This is a genomic window from Stenotrophomonas sp. 109824_Sma (assembly GCF_056480025.1).
Genome location: NZ_CM151078.1, coordinates 2,984,213 through 3,004,373 on the forward strand (window position 1 = coordinate 2,984,213; position 20,161 = coordinate 3,004,373).

20 protein-coding genes, 1 tRNA gene and 2 pseudogenes are annotated in these 20,161 nt (G+C 65.8%); 12 read left to right on the plus strand and 11 right to left on the minus strand.

Features of this window, described 5'->3' with window-relative positions; translation table 11 throughout:
• Window positions 1-26: 26 nt before the first annotated feature.
• Complete coding sequence (locus ACZK1G_RS14195) at window positions 27-410, minus strand: hypothetical protein (RefSeq protein ID WP_049444344.1); 384 nt, start codon at window positions 408-410, stop codon at window positions 27-29.
• A gap of 487 nt (window positions 411-897) precedes the next feature.
• Window positions 898-1,245, minus strand: a complete 348-nt coding sequence (locus tag ACZK1G_RS14200) for a winged helix-turn-helix transcriptional regulator (protein ID WP_014037677.1) — start codon at window positions 1,243-1,245, stop codon at window positions 898-900.
• A gap of 101 nt (window positions 1,246-1,346) precedes the next feature.
• Between ACZK1G_RS14200 and acuI the strand changes: the two genes are divergently transcribed.
• Window positions 1,347-2,336 (plus strand): acrylyl-CoA reductase (NADPH), encoded by a 990-nt coding sequence (gene acuI / locus ACZK1G_RS14205; protein ID WP_101765732.1) that lies wholly within the window; start codon window positions 1,347-1,349, stop codon window positions 2,334-2,336.
• Between the two features lie 167 nt (window positions 2,337-2,503).
• Window positions 2,504-2,932 (plus strand): hypothetical protein, encoded by a 429-nt coding sequence (locus ACZK1G_RS14210; protein ID WP_233490788.1) that lies wholly within the window; start codon window positions 2,504-2,506, stop codon window positions 2,930-2,932.
• Here the strand turns inward: ACZK1G_RS14210 and ACZK1G_RS14215 are convergent.
• Window positions 2,877-3,086 (minus strand): hypothetical protein, encoded by a 210-nt coding sequence (locus ACZK1G_RS14215; RefSeq protein ID WP_101766421.1) that lies wholly within the window; start codon window positions 3,084-3,086, stop codon window positions 2,877-2,879. The two genes, ACZK1G_RS14210 and ACZK1G_RS14215, sit on opposite strands and share 56 nt — an antisense overlap.
• 188 nt (window positions 3,087-3,274) lie before the next feature.
• Between ACZK1G_RS14215 and ACZK1G_RS14220 the strand changes: the two genes are divergently transcribed.
• Both ACZK1G_RS14220 and ACZK1G_RS14225 read left to right on the plus strand, forming a co-directional pair.
• Window positions 3,275-6,025 carry a UvrD-helicase domain-containing protein gene (locus ACZK1G_RS14220; RefSeq protein ID WP_049444350.1) on the plus strand — a complete coding sequence of 917 codons (2,751 nt, stop codon included), beginning with the start codon at window positions 3,275-3,277 and terminating at the stop codon, window positions 6,023-6,025.
• Between the two features lie 26 nt (window positions 6,026-6,051).
• Window positions 6,052-6,231: pseudogene (locus ACZK1G_RS14225) on the plus strand (integrase core domain-containing protein); the annotation flags it as partial.
• Between the two features lie 81 nt (window positions 6,232-6,312).
• Here the strand turns inward: ACZK1G_RS14225 and ACZK1G_RS14230 are convergent.
• The gene (locus ACZK1G_RS14230) at window positions 6,313-7,023 is read right to left on the minus strand and encodes a hypothetical protein (protein WP_101765733.1); all 711 of its coding nucleotides are present in this window, start codon (window positions 7,021-7,023) and stop codon (window positions 6,313-6,315) included.
• 194 nt (window positions 7,024-7,217) lie between these two features.
• Here ACZK1G_RS14230 and ACZK1G_RS14235 point away from each other — a divergent pair.
• Window positions 7,218-7,648 (plus strand): annotated as a pseudogene (locus tag ACZK1G_RS14235) (IS3 family transposase); the annotation flags it as partial.
• Between the two features lie 137 nt (window positions 7,649-7,785).
• On the opposite strand, the gene ACZK1G_RS14240 reads toward ACZK1G_RS14235, so the two are convergent.
• A tRNA-Ser gene (locus ACZK1G_RS14240) sits at window positions 7,786-7,875 on the minus strand.
• Between the two features lie 124 nt (window positions 7,876-7,999).
• On the opposite strand from ACZK1G_RS14240, the gene ACZK1G_RS14245 reads away from it, so the two are divergent.
• Window positions 8,000-9,073, plus strand: coding sequence for a DUF4241 domain-containing protein (locus ACZK1G_RS14245; RefSeq protein ID WP_101765734.1), 1,074 nt, complete (start codon window positions 8,000-8,002; stop codon window positions 9,071-9,073).
• Between the two features lie 55 nt (window positions 9,074-9,128).
• On the opposite strand, the gene ACZK1G_RS14250 is transcribed toward ACZK1G_RS14245, so the two are convergent.
• Window positions 9,129-10,121: a LysR family transcriptional regulator gene (locus tag ACZK1G_RS14250; RefSeq protein ID WP_005410175.1), complete on the minus strand. Its 993-nt coding sequence runs from the start codon at window positions 10,119-10,121 to the stop codon at window positions 9,129-9,131.
• 126 nt (window positions 10,122-10,247) lie between these two features.
• Here ACZK1G_RS14250 and ACZK1G_RS14255 point away from each other — a divergent pair, with 126 nt between their 5' ends.
• Entirely contained in the window at window positions 10,248-10,835 is a 588-nt protein-coding gene (locus ACZK1G_RS14255) for an FMN-dependent NADH-azoreductase (protein ID WP_014037684.1), read from the plus strand.
• Between the two features lie 136 nt (window positions 10,836-10,971).
• Window positions 10,972-11,322, plus strand: a complete 351-nt coding sequence (locus ACZK1G_RS14260; RefSeq protein ID WP_049444380.1) for an SH3 domain-containing protein — start codon at window positions 10,972-10,974, stop codon at window positions 11,320-11,322.
• 141 nt (window positions 11,323-11,463) lie between these two features.
• On the opposite strand, the gene serS is transcribed toward ACZK1G_RS14260, so the two are convergent.
• Complete coding sequence (gene serS, locus ACZK1G_RS14265) at window positions 11,464-12,744, minus strand: serine--tRNA ligase (protein ID WP_101765735.1); 1,281 nt, start codon at window positions 12,742-12,744, stop codon at window positions 11,464-11,466.
• 113 nt (window positions 12,745-12,857) lie between these two features.
• Between serS and ACZK1G_RS14270 the strand changes: the two genes are divergently transcribed.
• Both ACZK1G_RS14270 and ACZK1G_RS14275 read left to right on the plus strand, forming a co-directional pair.
• Window positions 12,858-13,502 carry an energy transducer TonB gene (locus ACZK1G_RS14270; protein WP_101765736.1) on the plus strand — a complete coding sequence of 215 codons (645 nt, stop codon included), beginning with the start codon at window positions 12,858-12,860 and terminating at the stop codon, window positions 13,500-13,502.
• Between the two features lie 119 nt (window positions 13,503-13,621).
• Entirely contained in the window at window positions 13,622-14,194 is a 573-nt protein-coding gene (locus ACZK1G_RS14275; RefSeq protein ID WP_197622229.1) for an energy transducer TonB, read from the plus strand.
• Between the two features lie 157 nt (window positions 14,195-14,351).
• On the opposite strand, the gene aroA is transcribed toward ACZK1G_RS14275, so the two are convergent.
• The 4 genes from aroA to ACZK1G_RS14295 form a co-directional block, all read right to left on the minus strand.
• On the minus strand, window positions 14,352-15,659 hold the full coding sequence (gene aroA / locus ACZK1G_RS14280; RefSeq protein ID WP_101765738.1) for a 3-phosphoshikimate 1-carboxyvinyltransferase: 1,308 nt from the start codon (window positions 15,657-15,659) through the stop codon (window positions 14,352-14,354).
• A gap of 76 nt (window positions 15,660-15,735) precedes the next feature.
• Complete coding sequence (pheA, locus tag ACZK1G_RS14285) at window positions 15,736-16,935, minus strand: prephenate dehydratase (protein ID WP_049443241.1); 1,200 nt, start codon at window positions 16,933-16,935, stop codon at window positions 15,736-15,738.
• 51 nt (window positions 16,936-16,986) lie between these two features.
• Window positions 16,987-18,072 carry a 3-phosphoserine/phosphohydroxythreonine transaminase gene (gene serC / locus ACZK1G_RS14290; protein WP_049443240.1) on the minus strand — a complete coding sequence of 362 codons (1,086 nt, stop codon included), beginning with the start codon at window positions 18,070-18,072 and terminating at the stop codon, window positions 16,987-16,989.
• Window positions 18,073-18,266: 194 nt separating this feature from the next.
• Window positions 18,267-19,073: an FHA domain-containing protein gene (locus ACZK1G_RS14295; RefSeq protein ID WP_049443239.1), complete on the minus strand. Its 807-nt coding sequence runs from the start codon at window positions 19,071-19,073 to the stop codon at window positions 18,267-18,269.
• Between the two features lie 125 nt (window positions 19,074-19,198).
• On the opposite strand from ACZK1G_RS14295, the gene ACZK1G_RS14300 reads away from it, so the two are divergent.
• Entirely contained in the window at window positions 19,199-19,474 is a 276-nt protein-coding gene (locus ACZK1G_RS14300) for a polyhydroxyalkanoic acid system family protein (RefSeq protein WP_005417302.1), read from the plus strand.
• An 80-nt stretch (window positions 19,475-19,554) separates the two neighbouring features.
• Entirely contained in the window at window positions 19,555-20,046 is a 492-nt protein-coding gene (locus ACZK1G_RS14305; RefSeq protein WP_014037692.1) for a phasin family protein, read from the plus strand.
• The last annotated feature ends 115 nt before the right edge of the window (window positions 20,047-20,161 follow it).

Here is a 20,161-nt window from a genome sequence, read left to right on the forward strand (position 1 = left end):
CTTCACGGCACCAGGCAACGTTCGACCTACAGCGACAGCACCTGGCAGGCGTTGAACAGGCCCTCGACCACGGCTGCGGAGGGGCAGCAGGCAGGATCGTCGTTCTCACGTGCCACATGCGCGGCGTGCAGTACCGCGGTCAGCGCCGTGATGCCCGACGCGCTGCGGGTCGCCAGGGCCATGTCGAAGGCACGGCCGGGGCTCAGGCACATTTCACTCCAGGCCTCACCATCGGCGCGCAGGTTCCTGCCGTGGCCTTTCAGGTGTGCAAAGAATGCCGACGGCGTGACGAGATCGGCGGATTCGCGGAGCGCGTCCTCCAGCGTTTCGGCCAAGGCAGCAGGAAGATCGCGCACGGCGGCACCGAGCAGCGCGTGCAGGCGGGGATGTTCGGGAAGACGTTCGGGCATGACGGCAACCTCACGATGTGGCCACCTGCAGATGCAAGGTGGCGGACGGTGCGGGTTGGCGTGCCGGATACATGATGCAAGAAGCCGGCGGATCGAGAGATCCCCACGCACCGTCCGCCATGAACTGGCAGACGATGCATTGTCACGGTTGCAACTCTGGCTGCAACCGTGACGCCGCGCATCATGTACGTTCGGGACGCCAATCCCGGCCACGGCGAATGCCTTGGCGCGGCCATGGTTACCGCCCCGAACCGGCGATGGAAAGCAGGAAAATCCCCAGCGATCGCGCTGTTACGTTGGTTGCGTCAGCGGATGTCGAGTTGTCCATCGGCTGACGCGCTTCGCCAGCAGACGACTCCCGCCAGCGTGCACTGCCCGGGCGCCCTATCCGCCGTATACGACACACGTGCTGCCGCCACCAAAGACCCGTCGGTGGCCGTGCGCGTTCGCAAAACCGGCATGCGGCATGTGCAACGCCGCTCAGCCTTCAGCTATCGCCCTGGGTACTCTGATAGCCGCGGTAGGTTTCACCCCACTCGCGCATGGCCAGCAGCACCGGCACCAGCGTGCGTCCGAACTCGGACAGCTCGTATTCCACCTTCGGCGGCACTTCCGGGTACACGTGGCGGATCACCACGCCGTCGGCTTCCAGCTCACGCAGTTGGCTGGTCAGCATGGACTGGGTGGCGTTGGGCACCCGCCGCGTCAGTTCCATGAAACGCCGCTTGCCCGTCATCAGGTGAAAAAGAATGATCGGCTTCCACACGCCGCCGATCACCGACAGCGTGACTTCCACGGCACAACCGCTCTTGCCATCCCAACGCTTGCTACGCATGCATACTCCGGAAAACCATAGTACCTACGGAAAATCATCGTTCTTGTTGCGATAGAGGCGCGAGCCTAGCATGGCCTCATCCGGTGAATGTGAGCCCCTCCATGACGTTCAAAGCACTGCTCGCCTGCAAGACGAACAACCAGGTTTCGACCGAACTGGTCGATTTCGATGAGGCCGACCTGATGGACGGTGATGTCCTGGTGCAGGTCGAGTACTCCACGCTCAACTACAAGGATGCGCTTGCCCTCACCGGCAGGAGTCCGGTCATCCGGACGTTCCCGCTCATTCCCGGCATCGATCTGGCAGGCGTGGTGCTGGAATCCAGCAGGGCCGACTTCAAGCCAGGCGACCGCGTTGTGCTCAATGGCTGGGACCTGAGCATGGGCCACCACGGCGGCCTGGCACAGCGCGCCCGCGTGCGGGGCGAATGGCTCAACCGGATTCCCGGCAACCTGAGCACCCGCGACGCCATGGCCATCGGCACCGCTGGCTATACCGCCATGCTGTGCGTACTGGCCCTGGAACATGCTGGCGTGACGCCCGACAAGGGCGATGTGCTGGTGACCGGCGCCAACGGTGGTGTCGGCTCGATCGCAGTGGCGATCCTTTCAAAGCTGGGCTATCGCGTGGTGGCCGCTACCGGGCGCCCGGAGCATGCTGAGTATCTGCACAACCTGGGTGCGAGCGAAATCATCGACCGCGCGCAGCTTTCGGAACCGCGCGGCCGACCGGTGAGCGCCGAACGCTGGGCCGGCGTGGTGGATGTGGCCGGCGGCCCTACCCTCGTCAACGCCATCGCCGAGACCAAGTACCGCGGTGCCGTGGCCGCGTGCGGCCTGGCGCAGAGCGATGCACTGCACGGCTCGGTGCTGCCCTTCATTCTTCGCAACGTGACCCTTGCGGGCGTGGACTCGGTGAATGCACCGCAGGACGTTCGCCAGCGTGCATGGGATCGCCTCGCTACCGACCTGGACCCGCAGAAGCTGGAAAGCACGGTGCAATTGATCGGGCTTGCCGACGTGCTGGACGTGTACGAGAAGATCATCCCCGGTCAGGTGCGCGGCCGCATCGTTGTGGATGTAAATGCCTGAGCGGATGACCGCAACGGGGCTCGATGGATGGGTGTAGATGGAGGGCTGCAACGCGCCTCCATGCTGCAGCGAATGGTGAACCTGCCGTGAAACACACGGTGCGGCAGTGACCTTCGGCCATCGCCGGTCGCATACGCTCAGGCTCCCACTGCCGCTGGATCCTCGACATGCCAATGACCGCATTCGCGCTTGCCGCCGCACTTTCGGGCCTGCCCGACATCGACTGGGAGCGCCAGCGCGCCGAGGACGCGCACCAGCTCATGCTGTGCCAGATCCATCGCGGTGAGTTGCAGCAGGCCGAGGGAAAAGACGATGCCTACCAGCGCGCAAAAGCGGTCTGCGACCTGCTGGCGCGGGACTACAGGAACAGGTGGGATTTCGACGCACAGGATGCACTGGCGGCATCGGCGGTGGATCTGGATGAGCTGATCCGGCGTGGCGACGCGGTTGAAGTCCCCCTGCAAAGCGGGATCGTGCCTACGAGTGATTCAGCAACTGCTGATTCAGCAACTGCCGCTGGCGCTGCCGGTTTCCGAACGCCTAAGGGATCCGGCCCGGCGCCCGTGCCAAACGCAGGATCCCATCCGGCGGAATGACGGTGCCATCATCCATCACGATCAGCATGTCGGAAACTTCGCCCTCGTGCCCTTGCTTCGCGGTGGTCACCAGGATCCTCAATGGATCCGTCCGGATATCGTAGCCACCACCGATGTGCTTCAAGGTTCCCACGCGGTCCCAGTCGATATCCATGGCCAGCTCCTGGATCCAGACGCTCCATGATGCCATGCGCCAGGCAATTGAGCGGGCAGCAATGGACGGCTCCCGCACTCACCCCGCCCGCGTGTGAAAGGCCACATGCAACGTCAAGGCCCCTTATCATGCGGGCTTAGGGGCTCTACATGCCCGGTTGACGCTTGCAAGGCAGTACCTGGATGTCTATGGAATGGCGCCCCTCGATCTGGGGCCAACGTGTGACTCGTTCGCCACACTGGTGGCTGCGGCTGGATGGCGAAAGCATCGAGCTGAACGTCGCCGGTCAGCAATACCGGCAACGCTTGGATGACGATCACAGCGTGCAGGTCATTCCAGGGCTTTTCTGGTCGCGGGTCGAGCTGAAGACAGAAGGCGCACTGAGGCTGTCGGTGGACGGGCTTGCCAACGCGCAGGCGTCCCGGCTTGCGGCGGCGCTGCAGCAGGTGCGCTTTGCGCGCACCACACGCGGGCGCAAGGCTCTGTTTGACACGATCCTGGCGCAGATCCAGGCGTGGTTGAGCGCCGCGGACGCCCTCATCGATCGCGGCCGTGCCGGCCGCCGCTGGATCACCCACGAACAGCAGCAGGCGCTGCTGGCCGAACGTTCCTCCCTGCCGCTGCAGCCGGCGGAGCTGGAGCAACTGTTCCTTGATGAAAGCGTGCATGGCGACCTGCATTCGCACAGCCATCGTGCTGCGCTGGATGCCCTGCACGACTGGCAGTTGGACTGGCCCGCCACCTGGGCCGAGGCCAACGCGACCATGGCAACGCGTGAGCGGGTGCTGGCCAAGGACTTCCTGGACCGGGTCGAGAGCAAACCGCTGACCGAGGAACAGGCCCGTGCCGTCATCTGCTTCGACAACCGGGTGCAGGTCGTGGCCGCGGCCGGCTCTGGCAAGACCTCCACGATGGTCGCCAAGGCCGCTTATGCCATCGATCGTGGCTTTGTCGAACCCGAACGGATCGTGATGCTCGCCTTCAACAAGGACGCCGCCAAGGAGCTGGAAGCGCGCGCACAGCGATGCTTCGACCGGCTCGGCATGGGCGATACCGTGGTTGAGGCCCGGACTTTCCACGCCCTCGGCCTGTCCATCATCGCCAAAGCCACAGGGCGCAAGCCCGATATCCCGGAATGGGCGGTCGACGCGACGCTGGGCTTCAACAAGCTGGCCGAACTGGTGGACGACCTGAAGGACCGCTCGACCCACTTCCGCACCCAGTGGGACATGTTCCGCCTGGTGTTCGGGCGCGACCTTCCGCCGTTCGGTGCCGACATGATGGCCGATGGCTACGACCGCGATGGCACGCCCTACATGCGTACCCTGCAGGGTGAGCGGGTGAAGAGCCTGGAAGAGTGCGTCATCGCCGACTGGCTGTTCTACAACGGCGTGGCGTACGACTACGAACGACGCTACGAGTTCGACACCGCGACAGATACCCACCGCCAGTATCGTCCGGACTTCTACTATCCAGACGCCCAGCTGTATCACGAGCACTTTGCGCTGGATGCCGATGGCCAGCCGCCGAAGCACTTTGCCAACTACAGCGAAGGCATGCACTGGAAGCGCCAGCAGCATGTGACGCGTGGCACCGCCCTGGTCGAGACGACGTCGTTTGGCCTGCGCAGTGGACATGCCCTGCAGGACCTTGCGGAGCGGCTTGGCGCGTCTGATGTCGAGCTGGACCCGAACCCGGACCGCGAACTGCCTGATCAGGGCGCCAAGCCGATGCCGGATGCGGACCTGATCGGCTTGATGCGCACCTTCATTGCCCATGCCAAGAGCAACTGCCTGACGCTGGACGATATGGCGGCGCGCCTGCGGCAGATGCCCGAGGATCAGTTCAAGGAACGCTACCGGCGCTTCCTGGAAATCGCCGGGCCGGTTTTCCAGGCCTGGGACAGCGCGCTGGCTGACGAGCGCAGCATCGACTTCGAGGACATGCTCAACATGGCGGCCGGGCTGCTGGAACAGGGCCACTATGAATCACCCTACGAACTGGTGATGGCCGACGAATTCCAGGACGCATCGCGCGCCCGTGCGCGCCTGTGCCGAGCGCTGGTCAGCCAACCGGGCCGCCATCTGTTCGCGGTGGGCGATGACTGGCAGTCGATCAATCGCTTCGCCGGTGCCGACGTTTCGGTGATGACCGGATTCCGCGAGTGGATGGGCCATGGCCAGGTGCTGAAACTGGAGCAGACGTTCCGTTGCCCGCAGGCACTGTGCGATGTGTCCAGCCGCTTCATCAGCCGCAACCCCACGCAGATCGCCAAAGCAGTTCGCTCAGCTGCGCCGGCAACGGGTCCAGTACTGCAGGCGTTCCAGATGAACCGGCGTGAGGAGGTGCAGGATGGTGTTCGCCAGTACCTCGCCAAGCTGCATCAGAAGCTGCTGTCCGGGGCCGTTCCACAGGGCCGCAACGGGCGTGTGACGGTCTTTGTCCTGGGGCGGTATCGCGCGGATCGCGGTGCAGTGCCTTCGGATTGGAAGGCGGCCTTCGGCAGCACGATGGACGTCGAGTTCCTGACCACACATCGATCGAAGGGGCGCGAGGCGGACTACGTGATCCTGCCGGGCATGATCAACCGCAGCTTCCCGAGCCTGCGCGCGGATGACCCGGTGCTTTCGCTGGCCATGCCGGATGGGGATACCTATCCGCTGAGCGAAGAACGGCGGTTGTTCTATGTCGCGCTGACGCGTGCGCGACGGTCGGTGGCGATGTTCACCCTGCAGGGCAAGCACTCGCCGTTCCTGGATGAGCTGGTGAAGGACGGCGCAGTGGAAGTGACCGCGGTTTCAGGCGCGGCCATCCACGAAGAGCGCTGCCCGGTGTGCAAGGTGGGCGTGTTCGTGGACCGGAATGGGCCGCACGGGGCTTTCCGGTCGTGCTCGAGTTATCCGTTGTGCCATAACAAGCCGAAGGGTGGGCGTCGTTAGTTTGTCCGGATTCGTCCCGGAGGGCGAACGTCTACGTCGTGAGGTTCAGCGGCCGCCCTTACGTCGAATGCCTCAACGAGCGCAGTTTTCCCAAACTGCTGCATGCCCACGTCGAGCTCGAGATCTGGCCAGGGAAATACAACGAGGAGCGACCGGCGAAGCTCATGGGCGACCTGACACCGGCGGCCTATGCCCAACAGTTGGCGGCCAAAGCCACTACGAAGAAATCTGGACTCCAAAGGACCCCGCTACTGAAAGCGGGGAACGTCGGATGTTGGGAGCGGGGTCTATCTTCGTGATGAAGCACGACTCACAAAAGCCGGCTTTCTTGTGTTTTCCTCTCGCTTCGCTCGCAAGACGTCATAGAGATCAGGCCAGTACATGAGTGGCTCGCTGTCAAAGCCCCTCCAGATGAATAGCATCAGGGGCGTCCCCAGGAGCAAGAGGACAACCAGATAAGTCCAAATCCAACGGTCAGCCCACACTGAGAGTAGTGATTGGTCCGCCCAACACCAACTCGCAGCACTCAGTGCCATGCATGCAATGCTATTTCGCACCGTCACCAACCAAGCTCGCTCTTCCTCCCGGTGCTTTGCCAAGCAGGCCTCAAGTCTGGCTAACCATTGATGGTCCGGATGTACCATGAGGTGCTTCATTGCCTGAAATTGCGTGACGTATCCCATGGGCGGCGACGAATCATCCCGCTCGTCGACCGGAAGCCGCTCTTGGATCGCAAGAGCGATAGGAATGAGGCCGAACTGGACCACTATCTGCACCATCACTGCACCGACAGATAATGCAAGCCCGAAGACCACAATCAAAACGAGGGCAAGACCGGGGCGCTCCGTCAGCTCGCGCAGTGAAAGCTCAACAATGCTCTTGTGCCAAATCATCGCTGACGCGAAGTCCGAAGCCAAGGCGAACGCGCTCATCCTGAGCACAAATGGGAAGTCGCTCAACTTTTCCAGAAGCGACCACTTCGAAAGATCCAGATTCAAACCCAACTCCTCGCTGATGACAGCTCTATTTACCGAAGTGGAGAAGCAATCGCACTTCTACCCAGAAATGCAGTAGTCGGCCTGGTCGCAGCGAACTTGATACCGCGTCCTTGAGTTCCATGGCTTTTCCAGCTCCTTGCCAGATCAGATCCGTCCAGACATCAATTCGTGTCGCAAGCAAACGGAACGCGATTTTTTCGAGATGTGGCAACGTTCTTTGCAACGGAGGCATCCTGAGCAATCGGGTAATCGAACGACGCCGCGATGGGTTTCCGATTCGACTGATGGGCCGCTGCGTGAGGGTATCGGCCAGCCGCTACTACGAGTGGGGTAAAGCACCCTGCGAGCGCCCGGCAAGTCGACAATGAGCGCCGCTCGTACGGATACGCGAACTACACGAAGGCAGCCGCGGCACGTTGGGGGCTGGCCGCATGTGCGAAGACCTGGCTGAAGAGGGCTAGACTGCCAGCCTCCAACGAATGGCGCGCCTGATGACAGCCAACGGCCTGCACGGCTGGCCTCGCACCCGCGTCGCGGGAGGCGTGCAGGTGCGGCCGTGACGCCGCCAGGCGTGAGTGATCTGATTGAGCGCAATGTTCTCGCACCGGAGCCGGCAACCAAGTGGACCGCGTGCGGCATGGCTGAAAGCGGACATAGACCGCTTCAGCGCCGAAACAACGAATCCACAGAATGCGGGCGAAAACATGGAACGAGCAACGTGGAACAAAAAACCCGCTGCAAACAGCGTCTTAGACATTGTCTTGGCGGAGAGAGTGGGATTCGAACCCACGGAAGGTTTAACCCTTCGCCGGTTTTCAAGACCGGTGCCTTAAACCGCTCGGCCATCTCTCCAATCGGGTCCCGGTCGCCCGGGCAGCGGCGTATTCTCGCACGTGAAGGGCATTTGCCCAAGACCACCTTGCTCCTGCCCTCCGCATCCGGCACGGTGGGGGCCTTCACCGCACTCGGAGCCGCCATGGCCCATCTCGATCTGGCCAACCTGCGCACCTGCCTGCTGGACGACACCCAGCTGGCCGCAGTGGCCCTGCACCGCACCTTCGCCGGGCACCTGCCGGTCAGCAGTGGGCAGCTGGTGGTCTGCGATCCGCTGGTCCAAGCCGAGGCGCCCGCGCTGGCCGACTACACCGCCCCGCTGGGCCGGCACCCGGTCGAGATCATCGTGCATAGCGGCCGCCCGGCGCTGGCCGTGGTCTGGTTCAAGCCGCGCCAGTTGCTCACCGCGTCCGCGCTGCACTGGCAGATGGCGCGCTGGACCACGCAGGACCTGACCGGCCTGGACGAGGACAGCTTCATCGGCTATCCGGTCGACGCCGGTATCGGTTGCTTCATGGACACCGACACCCAGCAGGCGCTGCTGGCCCTGATCGAACAGGCTGATGGCGACGAAGAGAGTGAATGGTCGGATGCACTGATCGACCACGATGGCCTGGATGAAGGCGCCGAATATCGCCCTTGGGGCGAGGACTCGCCGCACGGCCTGGTCGTGTTCACCAGCGGCTGGGGCGACGGCGTCTATCCCAGCTACTGGGCGCTGGACACGTCCGGCATTCCGGTCGCCCTGGTCACCGATTTCCTGTGCATCCAAGGCGGCGATGGGCGCGACGAGCGCGAGATTGCCGACCAGGCCTATCGCGACAACCTGCCGGCTGCGGAAGCCGAGGCGCTGGCGCGACTGGTGGCCGCCGTAGAGCGCGATGACGTGGAGGCGCTGCGTGCCCTGCTGAAGGATGCGCCGCAGCGCGCCAACCAGATCGAACCAGGCTGTGGCGGCACCGCGCTGTTCGAGGCGATCCGCCTGGACCGTCCGCAGGCATTGCGGGTGCTGTTGCAGGGCGGCGCATTGCCGGCGATGCCCGAGCGCCTGCACATGAGCAAGGTGACCAGCTATCTGGACTATGCGCGCTTCCTGAAGAAGCCACGCAGCGCGGAGCTGATGGCAGTGCTGGAAGCGCCCGTCGTTGCAGCCGAACCATCACCGGCCGCGCCGCGACGCCGTAGTTTCTGGGACCGGCTGTTCGGCCGGAACTGACCGGGTCCGGAAAGCAGCAGCGCCGGGCATGGCCCGGCGTTGCCCTTCAGCGCTCTCAGCCGGCATCCACGGCCAGCGCACCCAGTGCACTGGCCTTGATCCGCTCCTTGGCCTTTTCACAGGCGCCACCGCAATCCAGGCGCGAGGCCTCCAGCTGCGGCGGCAGGTGCTCGGCCAGGAAGTCGATGAACACGCGCACCGCCGGCAGCAGGCCGCGGCGCGAGGCGAACACGGCATGGCACACGCCCTGCGGCAGTGACCAGTCCGGCAGCACCACTTCCAGCTCCCCGTTGCGCACGGCGTCGGCGCACACGGTTTCCGGCAGCATGGTGATGCCGAAACCGTCCTTCACCATGCTCTGCAGCAGCGGGAAGTCGAAGCCAGCCACGCGCGGCTGCAGGTCAACCCGGCGCACTTCGCCTTCCGGGCCATGCAGCTCCCAGCGCTGGCGCGCTTCGTCTTCGCTGATGCTGAGGGTGACGTGCTGGGTCAGCTCTTCCGGGTCCTTGGGGCGGCCAGCGCGATCCAGGTACTTCGGGCTGGCCACCAGCAGTTCCTGCACCTGGCCGAAGCTGCGCATCACCAGGCTGCCGTCGTCGTCCAGGCGCGAACGCACGCGCAGGGCCACGTCGTAGCCTTCGTTGATGATGTCCACGCGGCGGTTGCTGATGTTCAGTTGCAGCCGCACCTTCGGATACTGCTCGAGGAACTTGGGCAGCAGCTTGGGCAGCTGCATCTGCGCCAGCGACACCGGTACGCTGGCGCGCACTACGCCGCGCGGTTCGGCGCTGAGGCGGTCCACCACTTCGCGTGCGGCCTGGGCCTCGGCCAGCATCGTCTGCGCATGGCGGTGCACGCTGGTGCCGACGTCGGTGACCGCGAAACGGCGCGTGGAGCGCTGCAGCAGGCGCACGCCCAGGTCGGTTTCCAGCTGGCTGATGCGGCGGCTCAGTCGCGACTTGGGGATGCCCAAGGCGCGCTCGGCGGCGGCGAATCCGCCGTGGTCGACCACCATCGCGAAGTAGTACAGATCATTCAGGTCATGCATGCCCGAGTTCCATATCTAGAACAATACGTGGCATTCAACCACCTTTATCCCGCCTTTGCAACAACCTATCGTTCTCTCCGTCGGCGGGGCACCCCGCCCCTTCCTCCCAGAACATAGGTGACTGCCATGAAGCTTCTGCATCTCGACGCCAGCGTGCTTGGCGACAACTCCGTGTCCCGCCAGCTGTCGGCCGCCGTGGTCGCCCGCTTCACCGGCCAGATCGACGGCCTGCAGGTCGATTATCGCGATCTTGACGCCAATCCGGTACCGCATCTGCGCAGCAGCTCGCTGGCCAAGACCGACGCCGCCGAGGCGACCGACGCTGAACAGGTGATGCAGCAGTTCCTGGAGGCCGACATCGTGGTGATCGGCGCACCGATGTACAACTTCAGCATCCCCTCCACGCTGAAGGCCTGGATCGACCGGGTGGCCGTGGCCGGCCGCACGTTCAAGTACACCGAGAACGGCCCGGTCGGCCTGGCCGGTGGCAAGCGGGTGATCATCGCCAGCAGCCGCGGCGGCATCTACACCGACTCGCCGGCCGACTTCCAGGAGCCGTTCCTGCGCCAGGTGTTCGCCTTCATGGGCATCAACGAAGTCGAGTTCGTGCGCGCTGAAGGCATCGCCTACTCGCCGCAGCACCGTGAAGACGCCATTGCTGGCGCGCTTGCGGCACTGCCGTCGCACGCAGCGGATGAAGCCGTCGCGGCGTAACGCGTTCCAACGTTCGGCGCCCCTCTCTCCTCGTCTGGGCGCTGAACGCGGGCCGGGATCCCCTCCCCCATCCCGGCCCACCCTGGCGGCCCCGCTCTGCGGGGCCGTTTTTTTGTGGGCGCGCTACGCTGGGGCCATGGACTACATCGTGACGGCTGCGCACCGCAGCGAATTTCCGCACCCGATCACCCTGCGCCGCGGCCAGGCGCTGGTGGTGGGCGAACGTTATGAAGGCCCGGAGGGCTGGGACGACTGGTTCCTGTGCGAGGCCGAGGGGCAGCAGCCCGGTTTCGTGCCGGCGCCGGTGATCGGCCGCGATGCGCAGGGTGGCGCGTTTGCCACGGAGGATTACTGCGCGCGGGAGCTGGATGTGGATCCTGGGCAGGTGCTGCGCGGGGTGCGCACGCTCAATGGTTGGGCGTGGTGCGCGCCGGAAATCGGCGAACCGGGATGGGTGCCGTTGGAGAAGCTGCGGGCTGTGGAGTGATCGCGGTGGTTCATCCACGCATGGCGTGGATCTACTGGGGCATTGGTGAATTCATGCCGGGCGCGTGCAACATCCTCCAGTAGATCCACGCCATGCGTGGATGCGGTGCCATGCAGGCATGGCACCCACCCGATCAGGGAATCAGGCGATGGTTTCCAGGCCGCCCATGTACGGGCGCAGGGCCTCCGGCACGGTGATGCTGCCGTCGGCGTTCTGGTAGTTCTCCATCACCGCGATCATCGCGCGGCCAACGGCCACGCCCGAGCCGTTCAGCGTGTGCGCCAACTCCGGCTTGCCGGTGGCCGGGTTGCGCCAGCGGGCCTGCATGCGGCGGGCCTGGAAGTCACCACAGTTCGAGCACGAGGAGATCTCGCGGTAGGTCTCCTGCGACGGCAGCCAGACTTCCAGGTCGTAGGTCTTGATGGCCGAGAAGCCCATGTCGCCGGTGCACAGCAGCACCTTGCGGTACGGCAGGCCCAGCTTTTCCAGCACCACTTCGGCGCAGCGGGTCATGCGCTGGTGTTCGGCATCGCTGTCTTCCGGGCGGCTGATCGAGACCAGCTCGACCTTCTCGAACTGGTGTTGGCGGATCATGCCGCGCACGTCGCGGCCACCGCTGCCGGCCTCGGCGCGGAAGCACATCGAGTGGGCGGTCATGCGCAGCGGCAGGCGCTCGGCGTCAACGATCTCGTCGCGCACGATGTTGGTCAGCGGCACTTCCGAGGTCGGGATCAGGTAACGCGTGGAATCACCCACGGCGGTCTTGAACAGGTCGTCCTCGAACTTCGGCAGCTGGCTGGTACCGCGCAGCGAGTCTGCGTTGACCAGCAGCGGCACGTTGGTTTCCTCGTAGCCGTGCTCGCCGGTGTGCAGGTCGACCATGAACTGGGCCAGGGCGCGGTGCAGGCGCGCGATCGGGCCGCGCAGCACGGTGAAGCGCGAACCGGACAGCTTGGCCGCGGTCTCGCCGTCCAGCCAGCCGTTGCGGGCGCCCAGTTCAACGTGGTCGAGCACCTTGAAATCGAACTGGCGCGGGGTGCCCCAGCGCGCCTGCTCGACGTTGTCGTTCTCGTCGGCACCGGCCGGCACGTCATCGGCCGGCAGGTTCGGAATGCCCATCGAGATCGCTTCGATCTTCTCGCGCAGTTCGTCCAGCGCCACTTCCGAAGCCTTCAGCTCGGCGGCGAAGGCAGCGACCTCGGCCATGATGGCCGAGACGTCCTCGCCCTTGGCCTTGGCCTGGCCTATGGCCTTGGAACGGCTGTTGCGCAGGCTCTGCAGCTCCTGGGTCCGCACCTGGATGCGCTTGCGATCAGCCTCCAGGGACTCCAGGGCAGACACGTCGAGCTCGAAGCCGCGGCTGGTGCGCAGGCGTTCGGCGAGGTCGGCGGGCTGGTGGCGGAGCAGGGCTGGATCAAGCATGGCAGGTGTCGTAGTGGGTATCAGGGATGGGATTATCGCTTGTTATACGGATTTCTGCCGCCCGGTTCATTCCTGGCGTGGCAGAATCGGGCTATTCCGTACTGGTCCGGTCCATGTCTGCACCCCGCTCGTCGTCCGCCAAGTCGTTCACTGTGCATATCCCGCGCAACGCCCTGAAGATCGCCGGCATCGCCTTCGGCGCGGGCGTGCTGCTGTTCGTGCTGGTCTGGTTGACCGGCCGCGACAAGGAGTTCTTCCGTGCCGACCCGGCCGCGCAGACCCCGCAGGAGACCGCGCAGGTGGAACCGCTGCCGGAACCGCTGGCCGCAGCCGCAGGCTCCAGCGACATGCCCGACGCCAAGCCGGCCCCGGTAGAGGACGACGCCCCGAAGCTGGTCGAAACCGCCCCGCCACCGCCGGCGCCCATCGCTGAACCGGCCCCGGCCCCGGCCGCGCCGGCCCCTGCGCCGGCCGCCACCGGCAACAGCCAGCCGATGCCGATTGCCGGCCAGTCGCCGCCGCCGGCCTACCCGGCCGCCGCGCTGCGCGCCGGCGAGACCGGCAGCGTGGTGGTGCGCGTGGACGTGGATGCCACCGGCTACCCGAACAATGCCACGGTGATCCAGCGCAGCGGCTCACGCGAGCTCGACCGTGCCGCCACCGACGCCGTGCGCCGCTGGCGCTTCACCCCGGCACAGAGCAACGGCCAGGCCGTACCGGGCAGCATTGAAGTGCCGTTCGACTTCAAGACGCAGTAACTGAACGTTTCCCGGCAGGCAAACTGAACCCTGCCGGTCGCGTTGACGCAACGCTGACACTTCCCGCCACTGGCCCGCGCAACACTCTCCCCGTCGTCCATTGACGGAAGGAGTTTGCGATGACCGCCACCACCCACGAAGACCTTCATTCGCCGCAACTGCAGCAGGACGCCAGCGAACAGCACAAGCCCACGTCGCCCTGGATGTGGATCGCGCTGATCGTGGCGATGTTTGCCGCCGCCCTGCTCTGGCTGCGTCACTCGAACCAGGAAGACGTGGCGCCGGCGCCGGTTGGCGAGCGCATGCTGCCCGCCCCTGAGCAGGCGCCGGTCGCGGAGGCTCAGGAGCCTGTTGCCCGCCAGGCCGCACCGGGCGGCAACCAGCACAAAGCCGCCCCTGCGGTACGCAATCGCGAGGCGCGCCCGCTGGCAGGCAACATCAAGCCGACCTACCCCGCTGCCGCGCTGCGCAACGGCGTGCAGGGCAGCGTGATCGCCAGCCTGAATGTCGATACCCGTGGCCAGGTGACCAATGCCGCGATTGTTTCGCGCAGCGGCGAACGCAGCCGTGACCTGGATCGTGCGGTGCTGAGCGCCGTGCAGAACTGGAAGTTCCAGCCGGCGATGCATGAAGGCCGTGCAGTGGCCAGTGTGGTGCGGGTTCCGGTGGATTTCCGTACCGAACAGCGTTGATCGCGGACGAGGGGTTCGTGATGTTTAGACGGAGGCTTCGGCCTCCGTCCTTTTATGCGGAAAGCGTGCCAACCAAGGTTGGCACCCACCGGGAGATATGGGCGTGCCAACCAAGGTTGGCACCTACCGAGTTGCGTCATCCGCCGGGCGTGGCCTTTCAGGCCAGGTTGAATCCTGCGCTTCGGGCAAGGCCATCGAAGTCCGGGAAGGACGTGGCGACGTTGGCGATGTCGTTGATGCGCACTTCGCCGTCACTGATCTGGCCGGCGATGGCGAATGCCATGGCGATACGATGGTCACCGTGGCTTTCGATGGTGCCGCTGCCCAGGCGGACGCCGCCGTGCAGGGTGGCGCCGTCTTCGGTTTCGTCCACCTGCATGCCCAGCGCACGCAGGCCGGTGGCCATCGCCGCAAGGCGATCGGATTCCTTCACCCGCAGTTCGGCCGCACCGGTCACCACGGTCTGGCCTTCGGCGGCGGCGGCAGCCACGAACAGCGCCGGGAACTCGTCGATCATGTCCGGCACCAGTGCTTCCGGAATGCGCGCGCCCTTCAGCGGTGCGTAGCGCACCACCAGATCGGCCACCGGTTCACCGCCCTGCTCGGCCGGATTCTCTTCGGTGATGTCCGCCCCCATCAGGCGCAGCGCGTGCAGCAGGCCGGTGCGGCGCGGGTTCAGGCCAACCTGCTTCAGGCGCAGCTCGGAACCGGGAATGATGCTGGCGGCCACCAGATAGAACGCAGCCGAGGAGAAGTCAGCCGGCACCACGATATCCGTGGCACGCAGGCGCTGGCCACCACGCAGGCGCGCCTTGCCCGGCGAGAATTCGATGTCCACGCCGAACGCCGACAACATGCGTTCGGTGTAATCGCGGGTCGGGTGCGGTTCCAGCACGCTGGTTTCGCCCTGCGCATACAGGCCGGCCAGCAGCACCGCCGACTTGATCTGCGCGCTGGCCACCGGCGAGGCGAAGTCGATGCCGTGCAACGATTGCCCGCCATGCACGTGCAGCGGCGGCGTGCCATCGCTCTCCGTATCGATCTTCGCGCCCATCTGCGACAGCGGGCCGGTCACGCGGCGCATCGGGCGGCCGGACAGCGACTCGTCGCCGATCAGCGTGCAGTCGAACGCCTGGCCCGCCAGCAACCCGGCCAGCAGACGCATGCCGGTACCGGCATTGCCGCAGTCCAGCGGTGCATCCGGTGCTTTCAGGCCGTCCATACCCACACCATGCACGATGCGCTGCGACGGGCTGGGGGTCTCGATGCGCACGCCCAACTGGCTGAAGATGCGCGCGGTGGCACGAGTGTCTTCGCCTTCCAGGAAGCCTTCGATATGCGAGGTGCCATCGGCCAGCGCGGCGAACATCACCGAGCGGTGAGAGACCGACTTGTCGCCGGGAATGGTCAGGCTGCCCTGCAGCGGCTGGCCCTTGCGGGCGATCCAGTGTTGCGCGTTGCTCATCGTTCGATCGTTCCGTAAACGCCGGCAGCGCCGGCGATGCATCAGGGAGCGGCGGCCATGGCCGCCACAGCAGCACTCAGGGCACGGCCACCGGATAGGAGCCCAGCACCTTGATCTGCGCCGAGTGCGCTTCGAGTTCTGCCAGCGCGGCCTGCATCGGCGCGTCGTCGATGTGGCCGGCCAGATCGATGAAGAAGCCGTATTCCCACTTGCCGTGGTGCGACGGCCGCGACTCGATGCGGTTCATGCTGATGCCGTGGCGGGCGAACGGGCTGAGCACGTCGAACAGCGCACCGGGCTTGTCATGGATGAACACCAGCACCGAGGTGCGGTCGTGGCCGGAAGTCGGGAAGATGTTGCGGCCCACCACCAGGAAGCGGGTGGTGTTGTCGGCATCGTTCTGGATCGGCTTGGTGACCACCTTCTTCAGGCCGTACACATGGCCGGCGCTCTCGCCGCCGATGGCCGCTGCGTCATCGGCGTTGCGCGCACGACGTGCACCCTCGGCATTGCTCGAGACCGGAATCTTCTCGGCCTTCGGCAGGTTGGCGCGCAGCCATGCCGAGGTCTGCATGAACGACTGCGGATGCGCGTAGATGCGCTCGATGTCCTCGATGCGGCCGCTGCGCGACATCAGGTACTGCTGCACGCGCAGTTCCACTTCGCCACAGATCTTCAGGTTGGAGGTCAGGAACATGTCCAGGGTGATCTGGATGGTGCCCTGCCCCGAATTCTCCACCGGCACCACGCCGAAATCGGCGTTGCCCGCTTCCACTTCCTGGAACACTTCCTCGATGCTGGCCATCGGCAGGCCCAGCGCGGAGCGGCCGAAGTGCTTGAGCACCGCCTGCTGGCTGAAGGTGCCTTCCGGGCCGAGGTAGCCGATCTTCAGCGGTTCCTGCTGGGCCAGGCAGGCCGACATGATCTCGCGGTAGACGTGCACCAGCAGCTCATCGCTGAGCGGGCCTTCGTTGCGGTCCACCACCATGCGCAGCACCTGCGCTTCGCGCTCGGGGCGGTAGTAGTCGACGGCCGCGGCGAGCTTGCCCTTGGCCTTGCCGACCTGGTGGGCGAAACGCGCGCGCTCGGCGATCAGGCTCTGGATGTCGCGGTCGATCTGGTCGATCTTCGAGCGCACATCGGCCAGCGCCAGCGGCGCCAGGGTGGGTGCCGGGTTCGAGGCGGCCTTGGCCTTGCCCTTCGCCTTGGTGGGCGCGCTGCCCTTGGCCGGTTCGGCCTTCTTCGGCGCCTTCTTGCTGGATTTGCTGCTTGCCATCGGAATTCCTTGTTGCGGGGCCCGCACCCGACGGTGCGCGCCGTTCATTGCTCAACCGTGACGCTGCTGGAAATCGGCCATGAAGGCGACCAGCGCCTCGGCCCCGGCCAGCGGCATGGCGTTGTACAGCGAGGCACGGATGCCCCCGACCACCTTGTGCCCCTTCAGCGCCAGCAGGCCGGCGGCCTTGGCTTCGGCGACGAAGCGGGCATCAAGCTCGGCATCGGGCAGGAAGAACGGGATGTTCATCCGCGAACGGGCCGCGTGTGCGACCTCGTTGCGGTAGAAGCCGCCGGAACCATCGATGGCGCCGTATACCAGCGCGGCCTTGGCGGCATTGCGCCTGGCGAATTCGGCCACGCCGCCTTCGGCCAGCATCCACTTGAACACCAGGCCGGCCAGGTACCAGTTCCAGGTCGGCGGGGTGTTGAGCATCGAATCGCGGGCGACATGCGAGCGGTAATCGAAGATGTCCGCGCGTGGCTGGCCACTACGCTCGAGCAGGTCGCGGCGGATGATCATCACCGCGATGCCGACCGGGCCCAGGTTCTTCTGCGCGCCGGCATAGATCACACCGTAGCGGCGCACGTCCAGCGGCTCGCTGGCGATGGACGAGCTGAAGTCGGCGATCAGCGGGACGTTGCCGGTGTCGGGCACATCACGGAACTCGACGCCGTGGATGGTCTCGTTGGCGGTGATGTGCACGTAGGCGGCATCGGGTGACAGCTGCCAGTCGGCACGTGCCGGCAGCTCGCGGTAGCCATTGGCTTCGCTGCTGGCGGCAATGTTGACGTCCACGTAGACACCGGCCTGCTTGACCGCGGTCTTGCCCCAGTGGCCACTGACCACATAGTCGGCGCGCTGGCCGGGGGCGGCGAAGTTGAGCGGGATCAGCGCCTGCTGGGTGGTGGCACCACCGGACAGGAACAGCACCGCATAGTCTTCGGGGATGTCGAGGAGGCGACGCAGGTCGGCCTCGGCCTCGGCGGCCACGGACATGAATTCCGCACCGCGATGGCTCATTTCCACGATCGAGGCGCCGGTACCGTGCCAGTCCAGCATTTCCGCCTGCGCCTGGCGCAGGACCGATTCCGGCAAGGTCGCAGGGCCGGCACTGAAGTTGAACGCGCGCGTCATGTCACACCTGTGGGGCAAGACCCCTAGTATGCCGCAGTGCACCAGCCTTGCGGCCTAGTGCGGCAAGGGAAATTTGGTTTCATTGGAATCCATCGGCGACACGACGGGGGAGTGCCGGCCGCTGGCCGGCAACCTCAGCGATACAGGGCAGCGGCTGCCGGCCAGCGGCCGGCACTACCATCACCGCGCGGCCGTCAGCGCGCGCCGAACCAGAGCAGCAGGCTGAGCAGCGCGGCCAGCAGCAGTGCGCTGACCAGCAGCCACGGCCAGCGCCGGACCCTGCGGGGCGCGGTCGGCAGCACCGGCGCCTGCTCGGCCTCGTGGCTGGCGTCGTCCTCGGCGGGCAGCGGCCGCCGGCGCGGATCATGCGGCACTTCCAGCACGAACCGGTGCTGACCATCGAACACCACCTGGTCGCCGGCCTGCAGCCAGCAGTGGCGCACGGCCACGCCGTTGACCCGGGTACCGTCGGCACTGCCCAGGTCGCGCAGCAGCACGCGCTCGCCGTGCACTTCCACGCGGGCGTGCTGTTCGGCGAAGGCCGGGTCATCGATGGCGATGTCGGCCTCGTTGCCGCGGCCGATCAGGCGGGCCCGCGACAGGGTGAAGCTACGGCCATGGTGCAGGCCGCCGACGCCGCGCAGCAGTCGTTGCTGCTCGTCGCTGCCATCCTCGTTCTTCGGCGCAGGCGCCTGCAGCAGGCTCTCGACTTCGCCCTGCAGCACCATCTCCACGCCATCCACGTACACCGCGTCGCCCGCGCGCAGCAGGGCCATCCGGCGCACGGGGCGACCGTTGACGTGGATGCCGCGGATGCCATTGCCGACCTGCAGCCAGAGGCCGCGATCGTCCATGCAGAACTGGGCCAGCAACAGGGCGCCGTTGCCGGCATCGCCGAGCCGCACGCTGCCGTTGGCCTGGCGCACGATGCGCTGCACCCCGGGCCGCAGGGGCTGGTCGGGCTGTTGTTGTTGACTGAAGTGAACAAGCAGGTTCTGCACGCGGCGCAGCCTAGCAGGTTGGCCGCCAACGAAGAAGAACCTGCGATGAGTGCTTGGCGCGGCGGCCCGCGATGCGCACAATGCTCGCCCTCTTTGATCATCCCCGCCCTGCGCCAGGAGCCTGCATGTCCACCATCGATGTCCGCCACGCCCACGCCCTGCCCGACGCACAGGCGCGCGCCGCGATCGAACAGGTCGCTGCCAAGCTGTCCGAGCGCTTCGGCCTGAAGTCGTCCTGGACCGCCGACGTCCTGAACTTCTCCGGCAGCGGCGTGGACGGTGCGATCGAACTGCAGCCGGGCGCCGTGCGCGTGACCGCCAAGCTGGGGTTCCTGCTGTCGGCGATGAAGGGCATGGTCGAAGGCGAGATCCAGCGCGTGCTGAAGGAAAAGCTGGGCTGAACCCCGGCGGCGGCCGTCACGGCCGTGCAACGCCAACGCGCGCTACTCTCGGGGCAGGCCCAACTCCCACGGGAAGTGCGATGAACCACTACGAGAACGACGACCGCCGCAACGACGACGCCTCTTTCGGTGACCAGGCCGAGCGCTTCTCGCGCAAGCTCAGCGATTCGGCACAGCAGGTCTGGCTGGCCGGGCTGGGCGCTCTGGGCCGCGCGCAGGCCGAGGGCAGCCGCTTCTTCGACGGCCTGGTGAAGGAAGGCGAAGCCTGGGAAGCCCGCCGCCGTGAACGCAATGGCGAACAGGGCCCGGGCTGGCGTGACAACGTTGAGACCTCGCTGGACGAGGCCCGCGAGAAGGCCTCCGGCACCTGGAACAAGGTCGAGAAGGCCTTTGATGACCAGGTGCAGGGCGTGCTCAAGCGCCTGCATGTCCCCACCGCTGACGAAGTGACCGCGCTGGAAGCCCGCATCGATGCCCTGCACGCGCGCCTGGCCAAGCTGGAAACCCGCGCCGCGTCCGGCACCGACGCCCCTGCGCCGGGCAGCCATCAATCGCCGGACAGCGTGCCCTGAGCGCAATTGTTGCAATGCAATAAAAATTGATTGACAATCGCGAGCAACCCGCCAATCGCTTCGGCTGCCGTTTGTTCCCTCCCCTCACGGCTTCAGGATTGGCGGGTTTTTCGTG

What these genes read in the sequence shown, in the direction of transcription:
- ACZK1G_RS14195 (WP_049444344.1), bottom strand. Translation starts at nt 410, where the DNA reads ATGCCCGAACGTCTTCCCGAACATCCCCGCCTGCACGCGCTGCTCGGT.
- ACZK1G_RS14200 (WP_014037677.1), bottom strand. Translation starts at nt 1,245, where the DNA reads ATGCGTAGCAAGCGTTGGGATGGCAAGAGCGGTTGTGCCGTGGAAGTC.
- acuI (WP_101765732.1), top strand. Translation starts at nt 1,347, where the DNA reads ATGACGTTCAAAGCACTGCTCGCCTGCAAGACGAACAACCAGGTTTCG.
- ACZK1G_RS14210 (WP_233490788.1), top strand. Translation starts at nt 2,504, where the DNA reads ATGCCAATGACCGCATTCGCGCTTGCCGCCGCACTTTCGGGCCTGCCC.
- ACZK1G_RS14215 (WP_101766421.1), bottom strand. Translation starts at nt 3,086, where the DNA reads ATGGATATCGACTGGGACCGCGTGGGAACCTTGAAGCACATCGGTGGT.
- ACZK1G_RS14220 (WP_049444350.1), top strand. Translation starts at nt 3,275, where the DNA reads ATGGAATGGCGCCCCTCGATCTGGGGCCAACGTGTGACTCGTTCGCCA.
- ACZK1G_RS14245 (WP_101765734.1), top strand. Translation starts at nt 8,000, where the DNA reads ATGGCCCATCTCGATCTGGCCAACCTGCGCACCTGCCTGCTGGACGAC.
- ACZK1G_RS14250 (WP_005410175.1), bottom strand. Translation starts at nt 10,121, where the DNA reads ATGCATGACCTGAATGATCTGTACTACTTCGCGATGGTGGTCGACCAC.
- ACZK1G_RS14255 (WP_014037684.1), top strand. Translation starts at nt 10,248, where the DNA reads ATGAAGCTTCTGCATCTCGACGCCAGCGTGCTTGGCGACAACTCCGTG.
- ACZK1G_RS14260 (WP_049444380.1), top strand. Translation starts at nt 10,972, where the DNA reads ATGGACTACATCGTGACGGCTGCGCACCGCAGCGAATTTCCGCACCCG.
- serS (WP_101765735.1), bottom strand. Translation starts at nt 12,744, where the DNA reads ATGCTTGATCCAGCCCTGCTCCGCCACCAGCCCGCCGACCTCGCCGAA.
- ACZK1G_RS14270 (WP_101765736.1), top strand. Translation starts at nt 12,858, where the DNA reads ATGTCTGCACCCCGCTCGTCGTCCGCCAAGTCGTTCACTGTGCATATC.
- ACZK1G_RS14275 (WP_197622229.1), top strand. Translation starts at nt 13,622, where the DNA reads ATGACCGCCACCACCCACGAAGACCTTCATTCGCCGCAACTGCAGCAG.
- aroA (WP_101765738.1), bottom strand. Translation starts at nt 15,659, where the DNA reads ATGAGCAACGCGCAACACTGGATCGCCCGCAAGGGCCAGCCGCTGCAG.
- pheA (WP_049443241.1), bottom strand. Translation starts at nt 16,935, where the DNA reads ATGGCAAGCAGCAAATCCAGCAAGAAGGCGCCGAAGAAGGCCGAACCG.
- serC (WP_049443240.1), bottom strand. Translation starts at nt 18,072, where the DNA reads ATGACGCGCGCGTTCAACTTCAGTGCCGGCCCTGCGACCTTGCCGGAA.
- ACZK1G_RS14300 (WP_005417302.1), top strand. Translation starts at nt 19,199, where the DNA reads ATGTCCACCATCGATGTCCGCCACGCCCACGCCCTGCCCGACGCACAG.
- ACZK1G_RS14305 (WP_014037692.1), top strand. Translation starts at nt 19,555, where the DNA reads ATGAACCACTACGAGAACGACGACCGCCGCAACGACGACGCCTCTTTC.